Origin of the sequence: Bacillus sp. FSL R5-0512 (assembly GCF_038593295.1) — a bacterium.
GTDB classification, from domain to species: domain Bacteria; phylum Bacillota; class Bacilli; order Bacillales; family Bacillaceae; genus Bacillus; species Bacillus safensis.
On sequence record NZ_CP151982.1, the window covers coordinates 2,348,462 to 2,364,787 of the forward strand.

Genomic DNA, 16,326 nt, shown 5'->3' on the forward strand with positions numbered 1-16,326 from the left:
GAGATGTTGTCGTCTATCATATCATTTTGAGGAGTACGCATGAATAAAAAACCCTCTATCGCAATTGAGAGCCATAGAGGGTTTTTAAAAACTAAAATGAAACGAAGAAAAGTGATTAATAGGATCTGATATTTTTCAAACCAATCACCATAAAAACAATCGTAAAAGCAGCTAAAACTGTTATGTCTAATAATAAGATTGATTGGTTGACAGTACCGCTCATGATCTCACCAAAACCCGACATCATCCATGTTTGCGGTATAGCCAAAGAGATCTTCTTCATAATGTCTGGAACGATATCTAAAGGCCAATAAATACCACCCAGCATACACGATCCTACGATAACAATTGCACTAAATACTTCAGATTGCTTTTTTGTATGAGATAAGGTGGCAATCATAAAACCTAAACTCACGACTAGCCCTATAACAAATGATCCAAACACTAGAATATGAATTACGTTTCCTAAGTACACATGAAAGAACACAGATAAGACAGTCAAAAGAACACCCAGTTGTATCCATCCAAGGAGGAAATAAACCACTAAATAGCCCAGAAGCACATATATTTTATGAATTGGACTCGAAAGCAATCTTTGCCATGTATAATCTTTATATTCCAAATGAATAGATGACACAGAGCTTGAAATCGCAAACATCATAAACATAATGGTAAAGCCAAGCGGTATTAAATTTGGTTGCTGGCTTGCTTGATCATCTTGATTTTTTTCAATCAATGAAATGGTGCCAGATTCATTTAACTTGTTCAATGCATTAGAGAGAGAAACACTTTTCTGCTTTTTCACACCCTGATTGATTTGATAAATGATGGTAGCTGTCTCTTTTAAATAAGGAGATAAGACTGCATATTCTTCAGTTTTCTTATAAACTGTCACATCAAAAATTTCTTTATTTTCTTTTAGATGGGACTTTAATTGGTTTGCGACTTTCACAGACGCCACTACCTTTTCTTCAGATACTAAATCTTTTGCGTCCCTTTCAGTCGCCTTTACCCAGAGAAATTTGGTGTTTTTTTCGAGAATTTGAAAAATTTCTTGATCCAGTTTCCCTTGACTAGGCTCTAGAATAAAAGCAACTGTAGGTTTCTTTGAATCAGATGCGGTACTTCCAAAGATAAAACTAAATACGATTGGCATAACAAATAAAAAAATGAGGGTCAATGGGGACTTTAATGTTTCTTTTAACTTTAACGTTATAATGGCTAATATTTTATGCATAACGATGCTTCCTTTCAAAAGACATTCTTAATAAAGCAATGATGAAGAAAGCTAGTCCCATCCCACAGCTAAGTAATAATCCGCTTTGAATTTCACTAAAATCAGCACCTGCCATACTTTTCAAAAACATTTGAAGTGCAAGAGAATTAGGTAAAAAATAGCTGATATCAATCACCCATTGTGGGAATAAGTATAAGGGCACCATACTCCCACCTAAAGCAGCTAACACTTGAGTTCCTAAAATCCCTACACTGTTAAACGTTTTTTCTCTATTGATAAAAGAACCAATCAGCACCCCGAAACCCGCAGCATTTAATATAAAACTACATCCGATCATAACAACAGTAAAAGGCTCTCCCCAGTTCACCTTAAAGACAAAACTAGTAAATAAAATAATGACCGCAAGTTGAATCATACTCATCAAAACAATACCCAATAACTTCCCAACGATGTAACTAGTATTGCTTAATTTTGATACAATCAGCCTTTTATAAACATCTTCTTCTTTTTCCTCTATCATACTTCCAACTAGAAAAACAACAGTCATTAATAAAAAAAGCACACCCATCCCACCTGCGTAGTATTGGAAGGATGTAATCGGCTGGCTGTTGATATGAATATTCCTCTCGTTCACCAGTTCTTTTTTCAGTTGATCAGACGCGATTTCCACTTCTTTACCTTGATTCAACGGCAACAGAATACGATTCATATGATAATTTTGAAAGAATTGCAAAACCACATTTTCCAGAACCATTTCCTGTAAGTTTGAATTGGGCCCTTTGAGAATATTCAATTGCACATGATCATAATTCAATAGGCTTTTTTCAAAATTCGGCTTGATGATTATACCCATTGTAATGTCTCTACTATTTAAATCTTTCTCTAGCTGATTTTTCGAGGTGACCTTCACATCAAATATGTCACTTAGTTCACTCTTAGACACTGTTGAAAGAAACATTCTACTTGTAGCGGACTTATCTTGATCTGTTATTCCTACTCGAAATGAATTGATCCTGATTTCACTATCTTTCTTCATGTTATCTCCAAATGCTGCACCTAAAATAGCAATTAATATGATAGGCATAAAAAAAAGTGTAAAAAAGCTTTTCTTATCCCTAAAAAACAATAATAGATCTTTCAGTACAACCCAAATGCTCATATGCTCACCTCCAAACAGCCTAATCTCTCAATTTTTTACTAGTTAAATATAAAAAAACATTTTCTAAGTTTGGTTCTACGATTTCTGCTGAAATAATTTGAACATTTAATGCAGTCACACCTTGAATGAGACGACTTAATAGCTGCTGAGGATGTTGATCAAATATTTTAATTTGATTTCCATGAATCACGATTTCCTTTAACGGATCTTCATCATTTATGTATTGGCACACACGATCTATTTCGCTCTGTCCATGTTCACGTTTAATAGTAAAAATAATTTCCCTTTGATTGCCGACAAGCTCACTTAATTCATGTTGATCCCCCATTGCAATGATCGATCCGTGGTCCAAAATAGCCATTCTTTCACATAAATATTCGACTTCTTCCATGTAATGACTAGTATATATAATTGTCATCCCTTCACTATTTAACATTTTTACTGTTTCTAGTATGTGATTTCTTGATTGTGGATCTATACCTACAGTCGGTTCATCCATGATTAATAGTTTCGGTTGATGCAAAATCGAGCATCCGATATTCACTCTTCTTTTCATTCCTCCAGAGAATACTTTCACTTTATCATTTGCTCTATCTTCAAGACCAATTAACTGAAGTGTTTCTTGTACTCTGCTTTTTAACTCCTTTCCTTTGAGTCCGTACATTCTCCCCCAAAATATTAAATTTTCTTTTGCTGTCAAATGTAAATATAACGCGATCTCTTGCGGGACAATACCAATCATTTGCTGTGCTCTATTTGTTTCTTTGTTTAAATCTAAACCTTCAATCGTTACAGAGCCGCTAGTTGCTCGGATAAGCCCTGTCAAGATGCCAATTAATGTGGATTTCCCAGCACCATTCGGTCCCAATAGACCAAATGATTCTCCTTTTTTTAAGTGAAAGGTTACCCCTTTTAATACCTGCTGATTCTCATAATTTTTCTTAATGTCTTGTACTTTTAGCAACCTATCTCTCTCCTCTATTCTGTCTATCTTTCTCTCACATAAAATCCCTTATAATAAATATCATCCAATCAAATCTTAATATATAGTAAAGAAATCTACTAAAGACTTATATTTCCAATCTTTTCATTTTAACATGTTACGGAATGCAGGAGAATAGTACAGGCTTTTTTAAATCTTGAAAACAAAAAACTTACAAGGTGTTCTTGTAAGTTTTTTAATCAATTTATGCGGATCAAATACAAATTTCGGTCATATTACAGCACAGGGGTGTCACCCTTCACAAATGTTTGAGTCTGTTTTGTCCAGAAAAGTTTAATCAACATTTTTATTCTTTCCTGAAAAGAGCAATCCAGTCATCCACCTCTATTGATTCTATCTGATCCTCTGTCATGTTCAATCTATAATATTGCTTTATTTTCTCGTTAGCATCTAACATGTATTTTGTAACGATCTCTTCTTCCTTTAAAGTTTTCGTTGTTCGCTTGACCCATTCTTGAAAAGGGTAACGTTTTTTTCGTTCCATTGATCTTACTTCTTTTATTCCCTCTTTATAAAACAATTCCCTCCATTGTTCTGTAGATAGACAGGACACATGACTTGGGTCTCTCAATCTTTCCAGCTCATTGATAAATAGTGCAAGCTCTTCATCATTTGGCGAAACATTATCAATAAAGAAAAACAGACCATTTGACTTTAATACGCGAGATGCCTCTTTGGCAAACTGTTCAGGGTGCGGGAAATGGTGTGCTGCAATTCGGCATGTGACCATATCAAATGTGCCATCTAAAAAAGGAAGGCTTTCTGCATCCGCTACTACATAAAAAATTTGTGGATACGCTTTTAAATGAAGTGATGTATGAGAAAGCATCTCTTTCGTTAAATCCGTCGCAAACACTTGATTCACATATGGAGCCAGTGCTTTTGCGGTATGCCCGCCACCAGTTGCTATATCGAGTACGACCCAGCTCTCTTCTGGGGCTGCCCATTCAACAATTAGATCAAGGTCTGCTCCCTTTGCATGAGTTTGACTCGTCACATACTTTTCTGCATTTCTTCCAAATTGTTCTACTACTCTTCTTTTGGCCTGATCTGAATTCATCTAATTCCTCCGCCTTGAAATGGATTTGTATAGTCTATGTGATTTTCCACAATAAAGAGCCGTCCCATTTTATTGAGCGGCTCCTTTCATGTTAAAAATTATCGAGAAAGCATCCCGTGCGGGTCAATGACAAATTTCTTCGCCACACCCGAATCAAAGTCACTATATCCTTTAGGAGCTTGATCAAGGTCAATGACGGTCGCATTGACGGCTTTGGCGATCTGTGCTCTGCCGCTTAAAATGGATTTCATTAGACTGCGATGATATTGCATAACAGGGGTTTGACCTGTCACAAAGGTATGAGCTTTCGCCCAGCCAAGTCCAATTCGCACTTTCAGAGAACCGACTTTTGCATCGGCATCCACTGCTCCTGGATCTTCTGTGACATAAAGCCCTGGAATTCCAAGCTTGCCTCCAACTTTGGTAATATCCATAATCGTATTTAAAACAGTTGCTGGAGCTTCTCCCTGGTCTCCATGACCCGAAGCTTCAAAGCCGACACAATCGACGGCACAATCAACTTCTGGCTCCCCTAAAATATTCGTGATTTGTTCGCCGATTCGATCATGTTTTCGTAGATTGATCGTCTCACAGCCGAAGCTTCTTGCCTGTTCCAGTCTTTGCTCATTCAGATCTCCAACAATCACAGCAGATGCGCCAAGAAGCTGAGCCGAATGTGCTGCTGCAAGACCTACCGGCCCAGCACCTGCAATATATACGGTCGAACCAGGCTTTACTCCAGCCGTATAAGCACCATGAAAACCTGTCGGGAAAATATCGGAAAGCATCGTGAGATCAAGTATTTTTTCCATCGCTTGATCTTTGTCTGGAAATTTGAGCAGCTGAAAATCTGCATATGGAACCATGACATACTCGGATTGGCCGCCAACCCATCCGCCCATATCTACATATCCATAGGCAGAGCCTGGGCGGTCCGGGTTTACATTTAAGCACACATGGGTTTTTTGTTCCTTACACATGACGCAGCGTCCGCAGGCAATATTAAACGGAACGGACACGAGGTCCCCTTTTTGAATAAACTCCACATCTCGCCCAACTTCCACGACTTCACCCGTAATTTCATGACCAAGGACAAGCCCTTCAGGTGCAGTCGTACGCCCTCTCACCATGTGCTGATCACTTCCGCAAATATTCGTCGTCACTACTTTTAAAATGACGCCATGCTCACATTTGCGCCCCACATTGGCTTTAGGTACACCCGGGCCGTCTTTTAAGACCAAATCAGGGTATCCAATATCCTCAACTGCTACTTTTCCTGCTCCTTTATAAACGACACCTTTGTTTCCCGACATGATTTCATTCCTCCCTTTTGTTTAAAAATGAAGTCTCTACAATTTTCTCTATTTCTTAAGCAATTTCCTTCTTCAAACAGCACATTATGTGAAAAAGAGGGAGACACATGTCTATGTGAGAAAGAAAAATGTGTCTTTCAGCGAAATAAAAAAGAAAATATTGAAAAAAAAGCTAAACTTTTGCAGAACGGTGTCGATATAAGAAATAAGCCAGACAGGTATCCTTAATCGACAAACAAATTCCTTATATATACTATCATTCCTTACACACCTGGCTGGCGCCTATATCACATACAAAAGGCTCTTCTGATGAAGAGCCTTTTTTTATTGCAGGCAAAGAGGCTCATCTGACAAAGAGCCTCTTTTTTGAGTGCTTGTTCATTACCTGGGAAATATTTTCATCATTTTAAGGCTTTGATACAGATGTATGTATCATAGTGATAAACCGAGACTTCTCTAAAGTGATATGCTGAAAACAGACGGCTGATCTCTTCTTCACTGTACGATGAAAAAGATGTTGACCGTTTTTGTTCGTTGATCAGCTCCTGCTTTTGGAAGGATAAAAATACTTCTCCATCCACTTGAAGGACGCGGTACACTTCCTTCATGACTTGCTCAATATCCTTCAAGTAATAGATCGTCTGCACCGTAAATAATTTATTGAATGATCTGTCTTCAAAAGGTAATTGCTCAGCCTTACCAAGCGTAATAACGGCTTTGTCCTGTTCCGCAAGCTTCTTATGTTTTCTTTTTGCATATTTAATCATATGACGAGAGGCATCCACTCCATATACTTTTCCGCGGTCAAGTTTTTCAGCTACCTTTGATAAGGTGATGCCTCTTCCAGTCCCAATTTCTAAAATTCGGTCATTTTCTTGTATATTTAAGAGTTGAAGCGTCCATTCATTGATATTATGATGATTTTTTTCCATATAGCGGGCAACCCATTTTGAGAACAAGCCTTTTGGTTCCCTCATTTGTTTTCCAATCCAGCTTTGAATCAATGTTAACACCTGCTTTTCACCAGTAAATAAACTATTTACAAATTTTCTTACTTTTCATATCGGCTCTCACCTAACAAAAATTAAGACCTAGTCCTAATTTATTTGTCTTTTATAAGACGCTCCTTTTCAGAAAATGTTTCGCAGAAAGTGAAAATTATTTTTTAACTTGAATAGGCGTTTTCATTATTTGTGCTCAGATTGATTTCGTTTTCTGCATGAGCTGCATAATTTATAAATGTATCTTGATTAGATAAAGGTGGTGCTAGATTATGGGCTTTGGCGGTTATTCTGGAGGCTACTGCGGTGGCTACGGTGGCGGTTTTGCAGGCGGATTCGCATTGCTTGTTGTACTGTTCATTTTGTTGATCATCATTGGTGCAAGCTGGATTTGCTAACGTAAAAGGAGCAGGAAACGTCATGGTTTCCTGCTCCTTTTCTTTAATACCAATAAGTCCGGTACTGATACATATAACGTCTGAGCATTTCCTCTTGCTCTCTTTGCATGCGGTATGGATTGCCGTATCCGTGCTTTAAGGAATGCGGAATAGATGCATACCCGTGCCCCACAGACGGAAATCTCATATATGGTGACATCGACATTCATTGATCACCTCACAATCACCGTTTACGGTATCATATGTGCAGGTGATCAATGTGGAGCGTGTCTAAACCTGGTCCTTCTCCATCGTATAACAATCAAGCATGGCTAGCATCATAAACATGTCAATCTCCTCCTTTTCACATTTTTCATTTCCTGTTTTAGTTCATATACTTTAGTTGTTTCTGTTTCATTTCTTCATAAATTGTTTCGACTTCTTGTTCGTAAAGAACTGTCTCAATGTCCTTGTATTTCCGCTTAATTGTCAAAGTAATAAAAAATAAATGGATTGTCATATACGCTCACCTCCCTTCAGTTCGCAGCACGCGAAATAGCCCGCAGATCTTCTTTATCAGTTGACCTGCGGGCACACAAAAATGCAGATCAAAAGACAGTGTCTTCCAACCTGCAATGGATGATACGTGTGAAATCCTCGTTTACTTAAACAGTTTTGAAGCGTGCACCGTATAAGGCAAAGGAAGGACACGAACTCTTCCACAGGCTGATGACATGATGAAATTGTTGGTTGAATTGATCACAAGTAGATACGAATAACATATTCTTCAGCCTCCTTTACGTTTTTTTTTAATTACTTTGTAAGTATATCCAGCAAGCACCATTTTGTAAACCTGTTTTTAGTCATATAGGTGATTTTTGTGTTTTTGACTAAATTTCTACAGTTATTCTTGTCCGATTATCCAATACAATAAAAAAAGCCTCCTCAGGCAAATGAGGAGGCTTTCGAATTAATCTTCATCTAATTCTTGCAGTTTCTTTTGAAAGAAAATCGCGCGTTTAACACAAACAAAAGCTGCTAATAAGAAAACACAATCTATTCCCATCATCAGCATTTTTGGAGATGCTTCGATGTGCTGGTTCGGTAAGATCGTACCAATATATAAAAAGGTGCTGACAGCAAGCAAAATAAAAGCGTACTGCTTGTAATCTGTCACTAAATCACTCCACTTTTTCTTCACTTGTTTCACCTTCCAGTTATCAATGTCTATTCATAGCTTAACATAGTGAGAGAAAGCGAGGAGCATGTAAATCTATCCATTCGCCAGTGCGCTTAGTCCTTGCTTGATATCATGTAGTAAATCATCCACATCTTCAATTCCGACGGAAATACGAATTAAACCATCTGTGATGCCAAGCTCCTCCCGGCGGTCTTTTGGAATGGACGCATGGGTCATCCGGGCAGGGACAGAAATTAAGCTTTCAACCGCTCCAAGGCTTTCTGCGATTGTAAACAGCTTAAGCTGGCTTAAAAATACATCGACATGTTCTTCTTTTCCAATATCAAAAGAGATCATGCCGCCGAAGCCGGATGCTTGTGTTTTCGCAAGTTCATGTCCAGGGTGAGTATCGAGACCTGGATAATAAACACGTGTGACGGCTGCATGTTGCTTTAAAAACTCAGCGATTTTCTGTGCATTTTGTTGATGTGCTTCCATTCTTAGTCCAAGCGTTTTCATCCCTCTCATGAGAAGCCATGAATCCTGCGGTCCAAGAATCCCGCCTGTCGAGTTTTGAACAAAGTGCAGTTCTTCTCCAAGTTCTTTTGTCGCTGTGACGACAAGCCCGCCTACAACATCACTATGGCCGCCTAAATATTTAGTCGCACTGTGCAAGACAATGTCTGCGCCATATTCAATCGGCTTTTGGAAATACGGTGTGAAAAATGTATTGTCGACAATCATCAAGATGTTGGCTTCTTTTGTCAATTCGCCGATGGCTTTTAGATCCGTCATTTTGAGTAAAGGATTGGTTGGTGATTCAATGTAAACGGCTTTTGTTTCAGGTAAAATGGCTTTTTTCACTGCTTCAGGATCACTTGTGTCAACAAAGGTTGCAGTAATGCCAATACGGTTTAGCACCTTTGTGATGACGCGGTAGGTTCCGCCGTACACGTCATCTGTCAGGACAATATGATCTCCGCTGTTAAACAGCATCATCACAGCCGTAATGGCTGCCATCCCTGAACCAAATGCGTAGCCGCTTGCTCCTCCTTCAAGATCACGAATGACTGTTTCCAGTGCAGTTCTTGTTGGATTTGCTGTTCTGGAGTATTCATACCCCGTATGTTCGCCTGCTTTCGGCTGCTTATAAGTACTCACTTGATAAATCGGCACAGACACGGCGCCTGTTCTTTCATCACCTGTTGTTCCGCTGTGAATCATCATTGTTTTTGGTTTCATGCTATTTTCCTCCCTCATAAATTCCTTTACTTAAATATCGCTCACTGCTGTCAGGAAAAATGGTGACAATGACTGTCCCAGGTGCTGCTTTCTTTGCTTCCTCTAAAGCGGCAAATAAAGCGGCACCAGAGGAGCTGCCGATGAGAACACCTTCTTTTTCAGCTGCTTCTTTCACCATTCGAAACGCATCACCATCACTGACAGTGTAAATCTCATCGAATAAAGCCTGCTCCATATAATCTGGGATAAATTCAAGGCCAATTCCTTCCGTTCTATGCGGGCCAGGGTCCCCTCCATTTAAAATTGATCCTTCAGGCTCCACAACCACTGTTTTTAACGCCTGATGCTGCTCTTTTAAATAGGCGGCACACCCTTGAAAAGTCCCGCCAGATCCTGCTCCAGCCACGAATACATCGATATTCCCTTTTAAGTCGGACCACAATTCGGGACCGAGTGTTCTGTAGTAAGTCAATGGATTTACTTGGTTTTTAAATTGTAAAACACAATAGGCATTGTCAAGGCTTGCCTCTAGTTCAAGGGCTCGATCAATCGCACCCTTCATGCCTTCTTTTCTCGGCGTATGAATAATCTCTGCACCGAGCGCCTTCATCAGCTGTTGTTTTTCTTGACTAAAATGTTCTGGTACACAAAAAATGGTCTGTAATTGATGCTTTCTTGCACTTAGGGCAAGCCCAATTCCTGTGTTTCCAGCAGTCGCTTCAATAATAGTTCCGCCTGGACGCAGTTTGCCAGATGCCAATGCTTCTCTGATGAGCATATCACCTAATCGATCCTTAATACTTCCACCTGGATTCATCATCTCAAGCTTTGCATACACCTCAACGCCTTTTGGGACGCCAATCCCTGACAGCTTTAAAAGCGGTGTGCGGCCAATTAATTCAGTAATATCCTTTATGACAGCCATATGATTCCCTTCCTTTGCATGGAAAAGAAGGGGGAAACCCCTTCTTTTATTGTGTTTGCTTTATCATACGCAAGACAAGGTCGGTTGAGTGAATCGCTGCTTGCTCAAGGAATTGATCAAAGGAGATATTGGATTCTTTCCCTGCAATATCCGATAGCGCACGAACGACAACAAATGGCGTACCAAAGAGCTGACAGACCTGTGCAACGGCTGCGGCTTCCATTTCCACCGCATACAGCTCTGGAAACTTCTCTCTCACAAACGCTACACGATCCGGATCATTCATAAACGAATCTCCTGTTGCAATCGTTCCTTTTGCCACTTGAATATGATCAATTTCTAAAGCAGATTCTTCTGCCAGCTTCACAAGCTTTTCATCTGCAATGAAAGCAGCTGGAAGTCCCGGCACTTGTCCATATTCGTAATCAAAGATGGTCACATCTACATCATGATGTCTCACATCAGTAGAGATGACAATATCACCTACATTTAATGAGTGGTGAAAACCGCCAGCAGATCCTGTATTGATCACATAATCTGGCTGAAAGCGGTCAAGCAGTAATGTTGTGCTGACCGCTGCATTTACTTTTCCAATCCCTGATTTTAATAAAATCACTTCTTTATCTTCATAAACACCTGTTGTAAATTCACACCCAGCGATGTTTTCTTGTGTAGCATTTTTTAGTTGATCTCTTAAAATCGTCACTTCTTCTTCCATTGCACCTATAACTGCGATTTTCAAATCAAAAACATCCTTTCATTCCCTTTTCTTCGCTTCTACGATCCAAACAAAATCATTCATTTGATGAAAGGATGTGCTAAAACCTTCTTCTTCAAAGATTTGCTTTAGCACATCAATGGATGGATAATATTCCGTTTCTAAATCCTCTGCAAGCTGATCGAACCCTGCGGCTCTCGCTTTGTCGATCTGAGCTTGATGTGCTGCTTGATTTTGAAACATTGTATCAGCAAAAACTATTTTACCATCTGAGTGAAGGATGTTGCTATAGGTGTGAATGGCTTGTTTTTTTTCTTCATCCGTTAAATGGTGGAATGCATATGAGCTGACGATCGTATCTGGCTCAAAAGGCGGCGCTGGAAATGATAAAAAATCCCCATCATGAAATAGATCTGGCAGTCCTTTTTGAAGAGCCGCTTTCTTCATGGCATCTGATGGTTCAACACCAAACACGTTTTTATCAGCTGCAAGGAGTAGCGCTGTTAGATTCCCCGTACCGCTTCCAAACTCAAGAACATCTTGGCCTGAACGGCGGGCAATTTCTTTTAAAATAGCCGGATACCGGCGAAACACTTCTCTATACTGCTCGTCATGACCACTTACCGTGTCGTCATAAGAGTCGGCCCAATGATCAAATAAAGAAAGAAATTCGCGTCCCATTTTCTTTCCCTCCACTTTATCTATTTATTCCTATGCGTATAGTATGTTTTATTCCGTCGAACAGTTCCTATCCTACCACAACTTCTGTTTCTTTCCTACTAAAAAATACTGGGAGAGACAGAAAAACATTTGCCCTCCTGAGGGAGAGAGATTAAGATGAATGAAGAGTATAGAGAGGTGAATCAAATGGATTTTCAGCTGGATTTTTTAAAGGATAAAATAGAATTTTTTGAAGCAACATCTTTAAAAGAACTTGAACAAAAGATCCAAAAACAAATTGAACATAATCAGGCGATTCTGCTGACCGTTCATTCTGTCAGTCATCAAACGACTGTAATCGATGAGCGGATTTTGTATACAGCAGTTGTTCATTTTAAAGCAAATGTTTAAACAAAAAAGATAGCATATCTGCTATCTTTTTTTCATGTTTATCTTAATTTTTCAACCTTCACAGGTTTCCAGCCTTTTTCATCTACCCACGTAATTTCCACACGGTAGCGTTCACCTGTTGATTTATCACGGATGGTTCCTTTTGCATCTTGAGGACCTCCGTTATTTCCTAACCAAAGAACGGTCATTTGATCTTCTGAAATTCCTGTCGCATAGGACATGGCTTTGATCATTTCTTTCCAGTCTTTTGAGCTGGAATCATAGGTTGCTGTATGTGAACCGGATTGCTCTGTTCCTACAGGCTCCCAGTCATCATTTTCGTATGTTTTGTCTACATCACTCGTTTTGCCGCCATCTGTTTCTTTGGCGTCTTTTAACGCATCTTTATTAGGCTTTTCTTCATCATCTGTCTTCTTCGTTTCGTCGTCTTGATCAGATGAATCATCTTTTTTTGCATCTGAATCATTGGATGTGTCTTTCTTTGGATCTTTCACATCTTCTTGTGAGTTTTGTTTATTTTCACTTGTTGCAGGTGCCGTTTTTGATGGCGCATCCGCTACATCTGGATCTTTCGGCTTATTAAAAATTAACAAACTCGATGCGACAACCAAAATAAGCACCACAACGATACCAATTAATATGTTAAGCACCATATTTGCCTTTCTGCGCTTATCACGATGTTCAAATCGAGAATTTCTACTCAAAATCTCTGCACTCCTTTGCCTCTGTTCCCTAAGTCGTTACTATTCTAACATGTCATGAAGGGATGTTCTATGTCTGTTTCTTTTCAATTTCATTGACCTTTTTTACAATATCATAAAACGCATCATTTGTCTTAGCCCGGCCACTTGTCTCATCAAGGTGAACAACGACAAGGGCGTATTTTGGTTTTTCTACCGGAAAGTATCCAGCAAACCACTTATGATAAAGCGGATTCCCCTTTTTGTCTTGACTGCCGGTTTGGGCAGTACCTGATTTTCCCGCTACATCGTATGGCAAATCTTGAAACCTTCTTCCTGTTCCCTTGTCAGAGGTCACCACCTGCCTTAAGAATTTTTGCAGCTTTTGAGCTGTATAGCGGTCAATGCTGCCCCCTTCAGGCCGTTTGTTTTGAAAGGACAGCATCGTTGTTCCGTTTTGATACAGCACTTTTTCTGCGATTTTCACTTCTTTTCGTTCTCCTCCTCTTGCGATCGCAGCCATCATATTCGCGATTTGCAGAGGTGTCGTTTTCACATTTTTTTGTCCTATTGCGGTTTGTGCAATGGCTTTTTTGACATGCTTGTCTCTTTTATCTCCCCACACACTGCCTGTTTCTTCACGATCAAACTGTTTGAAGTGCTGCTTATGATAGACATCCCCTTCCCAGCCAGCTCGATCTATGAGTCCAAGCTTTGCAGCCGTCTTTTCAATGATTTGATCATCTGTTTGAATGAGCTTTTCAGCAAGTGCCGCAAAGGTATAATTGCAGCTCTGCGAGAAACTGTCCGTCAGATTCAGCACTTCCTGTTTTCCTTCAGGCTCTCCATATAAATTCTTTCGACAGTCATACATGGTTTGTGGCTGGTCAAGGTTTTTTTCGATTGCTGCGGCAAGTACAGCTGTTTTAAAGACAGAGCCTGGAGCAATCGCTGTCAGCATGTAATTTCTTGCCTCATGCCGGTTTTTGCTTGTGACATTTGGGGTACTTGCCATTGCCAGTACACTGCTGCTTTCAATGTCGAGCAGAACGGCACCGCCTTTTTCAACGCCTTGGTCTTTGAGCACCTTCTCCATTTCAGCCTGCATGTCTTCATCTATCGTTGTCTGTACCTGAAGTGGATAAAAGGAATGAGCTTCTGCTGTATATTTGACGTCCATACCGAACAAAGGGTTTCCCCTTCCGTCCACATGATATAACAATTTTGTGTCTTGTTCGGGTAATAGAAATTCGTCAAAGGTGCTTTCCAGCCCAAATGTGCCGATTTCAGTACGTATGGAAAGCTCTTTTTTGTCAGGATAACGCTTTCTGAGTAGTTCTGGATTTTCGCTTGTGAAACCTAATGTGTGGAGGGCAAGTCTTTTTTTGTCCTTCTCTTTCATATATACGCCGTACACACCTGAATATTTCATATCATTGATGTCTTTCAGTTTTTTTTTCGTGATGTCATCTTTTAAAATGAGAGGTTTTTTCGTTTCTGTTAACTGTTTTTTGAGTTCATCCTCTTCCATCTCAAGAATAGAGGCGGTTTGCTGTAAGCGTGGAAGATCATATTGCAGGAAAGGAAATAAGATAACCGCAGGCTGTTCTTTTGTAAGAAGTGCTTGGCCGTTTCGATCTAAAAACTCACCGCGACCGTCTGAAATAACGACTTCTTCTGTTCGCTGTTTAACACTTTCTTGTATTAAATTGATATCAAGCTTTGAAAACGATTCTGTGAAGAACAGCTGAATTTCTGCCAGTCTCATCAGAAGACCGAGCAATAGTATAAAAATAATCGCACCTGTCCATTGAATTCTTCTTTTTTTGCGCATAAAAACACCTCGTCCCTATTGTGGACGAGGTGTTTACCTGATAAACGTGATTATGAAATTTTTACAATTTGGACGAACATTTCTCCGCCAGGTGTTTGAACGGTTACTTTGTCATCTACTTGTTTACCTAAAAGGCTTTTTGCAATAGGTGAATCGTTTGAAATCTTGCCTTCGAACGGATCAGCTTCTGCACTTCCAACAATTGTGTAAGACTCTTCTTCCCCGTCTGGTAATTCAACGAATGTCACCGTTTTACCAAGTGAAACCACATTTGAGTTTCCTTCATCTTCGATAATTTTAGCATTACGAATCATATTATCAAGCGTTGTAATACGGCCTTCTACAAACGCCTGCTCTTCTTTAGCAGAATCATATTCCGAGTTTTCAGAGAGGTCTCCAAAACTTCTAGCGATTTTAATACGCTCTACAACCTCTTTACGTTTAACCGTTTTCAAATATTCAAGCTCTTCTTCTAATTTACGTTTTCCTTCTTCTGTCATTGGAAATACTTTCTCTTGTGCCATGAATCATTCACTCCTTCTATTAATCCTCATCATACAAACTTTCTGCACGTGAGTGACGACTGAAATATACAAGAATGAGGACATGTTCAGGCCCTCATTCCTTCTGTACCATATTCGTAAAAGTCCATCTTACATGGCGTCCCTTTTAGATGCAACTATTATGCCTTTTATTAGACAGGACCACTCGCAGCGGTCTAAAATCGCACAAACTGTGGAAAGGCACAGGAAGCTCCTGTACCTCGTTCGGCCATTTCGATCATATGTAGAAGAATAGCTTATCCATTCTCCATCTTCCAATACATAATATGGTCAGTGTACGATATGTCTATGCTATATTATTACAAAATTGCATTTTGATCAAGAATTGTTTGAAAATTTGTGATGATTTGTTTGTCGTTTTTTTAATATACTTTTTCAACTTCATTCTTTCGCTATGTGGTAGTGATTTCTCCATCTCTTCTTTTCTTCATTGTTTTCTTATCATATCAAACCCTTAAGATTTTTTCCGAGAATGCTGCTTTAATAAATGTTCACACATAATTAACAAATATTAATAAGGAAATATTTGGTTTTCACTGAATTTTATCAATGCAAGACCAAATACATGCTAGGGAGTGTTTTAAATGAACATGAAGAAAACAATTGTTTCTGTTCTATCCATCTCTACCTTATCTTTTTCACTAATGGGCATGGCTTCCGCCAAAGAAACAGCGGATTTCACAGTCAATAGCTGCTCCTCGGGATTTAAAACATTAGATGTAATTTCGATTCAAAATTAAGATTTACCTATGAGAGTTGGTGAGCAATGCTCAGTCTATAATGCTGCAGCAACACGTTATTGGACAGATAACCAGAGTGTTGCTTCTGTAAGCTCTAGTGGGCTAGTGACCGCTCATTCACGCGGCGATGCCACTATCACTCTTTATAAAGGAACGTCTGTCTTAGGACAAGTTTTTGTGAGAGTTTGGTAAGATGATGCTGAAAAGACCTTTACACTGTAAA

Annotated in this window: 19 protein-coding genes and 1 pseudogene; 4 read left to right on the forward strand and 16 right to left on the reverse strand. The window is 39.4% G+C overall.

The window, feature by feature from the left end:
- Positions 1-115: 115 nt before the first annotated feature.
- The 6 genes from NSQ25_RS12100 to NSQ25_RS12125 form a co-directional block, all read right to left on the reverse strand.
- Positions 116-1,237: an ABC transporter permease gene (locus NSQ25_RS12100; RefSeq protein ID WP_326136214.1), complete on the reverse strand. Its 1,122-nt coding sequence runs from the start codon at positions 1,235-1,237 to the stop codon at positions 116-118.
- Positions 1,230-2,396 carry an ABC transporter permease gene (locus NSQ25_RS12105; protein WP_065214599.1) on the reverse strand — a complete coding sequence of 389 codons (1,167 nt, stop codon included), beginning with the start codon at positions 2,394-2,396 and terminating at the stop codon, positions 1,230-1,232. Before NSQ25_RS12105 ends, NSQ25_RS12100 begins: the two co-directional genes overlap by 8 nt.
- A gap of 19 nt (positions 2,397-2,415) precedes the next feature.
- The gene (locus NSQ25_RS12110) at positions 2,416-3,360 is read right to left on the reverse strand and encodes an ABC transporter ATP-binding protein (RefSeq protein ID WP_120208267.1); all 945 of its coding nucleotides are present in this window, start codon (positions 3,358-3,360) and stop codon (positions 2,416-2,418) included.
- Positions 3,361-3,685: 325 nt separating this feature from the next.
- Positions 3,686-4,459 carry a class I SAM-dependent methyltransferase gene (locus tag NSQ25_RS12115; protein ID WP_061109397.1) on the reverse strand — a complete coding sequence of 258 codons (774 nt, stop codon included), beginning with the start codon at positions 4,457-4,459 and terminating at the stop codon, positions 3,686-3,688.
- A 98-nt stretch (positions 4,460-4,557) separates the two neighbouring features.
- Positions 4,558-5,772 (reverse strand): formaldehyde dehydrogenase, glutathione-independent, encoded by a 1,215-nt coding sequence (gene fdhA, locus NSQ25_RS12120; protein ID WP_024423097.1) that lies wholly within the window; start codon positions 5,770-5,772, stop codon positions 4,558-4,560.
- Between the two features lie 401 nt (positions 5,773-6,173).
- Positions 6,174-6,776 carry a class I SAM-dependent methyltransferase gene (locus tag NSQ25_RS12125; protein ID WP_034279979.1) on the reverse strand — a complete coding sequence of 201 codons (603 nt, stop codon included), beginning with the start codon at positions 6,774-6,776 and terminating at the stop codon, positions 6,174-6,176.
- Between the two features lie 320 nt (positions 6,777-7,096).
- Between NSQ25_RS12125 and NSQ25_RS12130 the strand changes: the two are divergent.
- Positions 7,097-7,171, forward strand: a pseudogene (locus tag NSQ25_RS12130) (YjcZ family sporulation protein); the annotation flags it as partial.
- Positions 7,172-7,214: 43 nt separating this feature from the next.
- Here NSQ25_RS12130 and NSQ25_RS12135 read toward each other — a convergent pair.
- The 7 genes from NSQ25_RS12135 to NSQ25_RS12165 form a co-directional block, all read right to left on the reverse strand.
- Positions 7,215-7,370 carry a hypothetical protein gene (locus tag NSQ25_RS12135; protein ID WP_223251019.1) on the reverse strand — a complete coding sequence of 52 codons (156 nt, stop codon included), beginning with the start codon at positions 7,368-7,370 and terminating at the stop codon, positions 7,215-7,217.
- Between the two features lie 165 nt (positions 7,371-7,535).
- Positions 7,536-7,670 (reverse strand): YrzI family small protein, encoded by a 135-nt coding sequence (locus NSQ25_RS12140; RefSeq protein WP_065214597.1) that lies wholly within the window; start codon positions 7,668-7,670, stop codon positions 7,536-7,538.
- Between the two features lie 450 nt (positions 7,671-8,120).
- Positions 8,121-8,351 (reverse strand): YrhC family protein, encoded by a 231-nt coding sequence (locus NSQ25_RS12145; RefSeq protein WP_034279976.1) that lies wholly within the window; start codon positions 8,349-8,351, stop codon positions 8,121-8,123.
- A 72-nt stretch (positions 8,352-8,423) separates the two neighbouring features.
- Positions 8,424-9,572, reverse strand: a complete 1,149-nt coding sequence (locus tag NSQ25_RS12150) for a bifunctional cystathionine gamma-lyase/homocysteine desulfhydrase (RefSeq protein ID WP_024423100.1) — start codon at positions 9,570-9,572, stop codon at positions 8,424-8,426.
- Between the two features lies 1 nt (position 9,573).
- Entirely contained in the window at positions 9,574-10,497 is a 924-nt protein-coding gene (locus NSQ25_RS12155; RefSeq protein ID WP_326136213.1) for a cysteine synthase family protein, read from the reverse strand.
- Between the two features lie 46 nt (positions 10,498-10,543).
- The gene (gene mtnN, locus NSQ25_RS12160) at positions 10,544-11,239 is read right to left on the reverse strand and encodes a 5'-methylthioadenosine/S-adenosylhomocysteine nucleosidase (RefSeq protein ID WP_024423101.1); all 696 of its coding nucleotides are present in this window, start codon (positions 11,237-11,239) and stop codon (positions 10,544-10,546) included.
- Positions 11,240-11,254: 15 nt separating this feature from the next.
- Positions 11,255-11,896, reverse strand: coding sequence for a class I SAM-dependent methyltransferase (locus tag NSQ25_RS12165; RefSeq protein ID WP_046311888.1), 642 nt, complete (start codon positions 11,894-11,896; stop codon positions 11,255-11,257).
- A 186-nt stretch (positions 11,897-12,082) separates the two neighbouring features.
- Between NSQ25_RS12165 and NSQ25_RS12170 the strand changes: the two genes are divergently transcribed.
- Positions 12,083-12,286 carry a YrzA family protein gene (locus tag NSQ25_RS12170; RefSeq protein WP_024423103.1) on the forward strand — a complete coding sequence of 68 codons (204 nt, stop codon included), beginning with the start codon at positions 12,083-12,085 and terminating at the stop codon, positions 12,284-12,286.
- 38 nt (positions 12,287-12,324) lie between these two features.
- On the opposite strand, the gene NSQ25_RS12175 is transcribed toward NSQ25_RS12170, so the two are convergent.
- The 3 genes from NSQ25_RS12175 to greA all read right to left on the reverse strand — a co-directional run bounded on the left by NSQ25_RS12175 (position 12,325) and on the right by greA (position 15,324).
- A complete protein-coding gene (locus NSQ25_RS12175; protein WP_326136212.1) occupies positions 12,325-12,990 on the reverse strand; it encodes a YrrS family protein in 666 nt (221 codons plus the stop codon).
- A 67-nt stretch (positions 12,991-13,057) separates the two neighbouring features.
- Complete coding sequence (locus NSQ25_RS12180; RefSeq protein ID WP_034279959.1) at positions 13,058-14,800, reverse strand: penicillin-binding protein 2; 1,743 nt, start codon at positions 14,798-14,800, stop codon at positions 13,058-13,060.
- 50 nt (positions 14,801-14,850) lie between these two features.
- Entirely contained in the window at positions 14,851-15,324 is a 474-nt protein-coding gene (gene greA / locus NSQ25_RS12185) for a transcription elongation factor GreA (RefSeq protein ID WP_008358505.1), read from the reverse strand.
- 623 nt (positions 15,325-15,947) lie between these two features.
- On the opposite strand from greA, the gene NSQ25_RS12190 reads away from it, so the two are divergent.
- Positions 15,948-16,103, forward strand: coding sequence for a hypothetical protein (locus tag NSQ25_RS12190; protein WP_326136211.1), 156 nt, complete (start codon positions 15,948-15,950; stop codon positions 16,101-16,103).
- Between the two features lie 9 nt (positions 16,104-16,112).
- Complete coding sequence (locus tag NSQ25_RS12195; RefSeq protein ID WP_255290962.1) at positions 16,113-16,295, forward strand: Ig-like domain-containing protein; 183 nt, start codon at positions 16,113-16,115, stop codon at positions 16,293-16,295.
- Positions 16,296-16,326 lie beyond the last annotated feature (31 nt).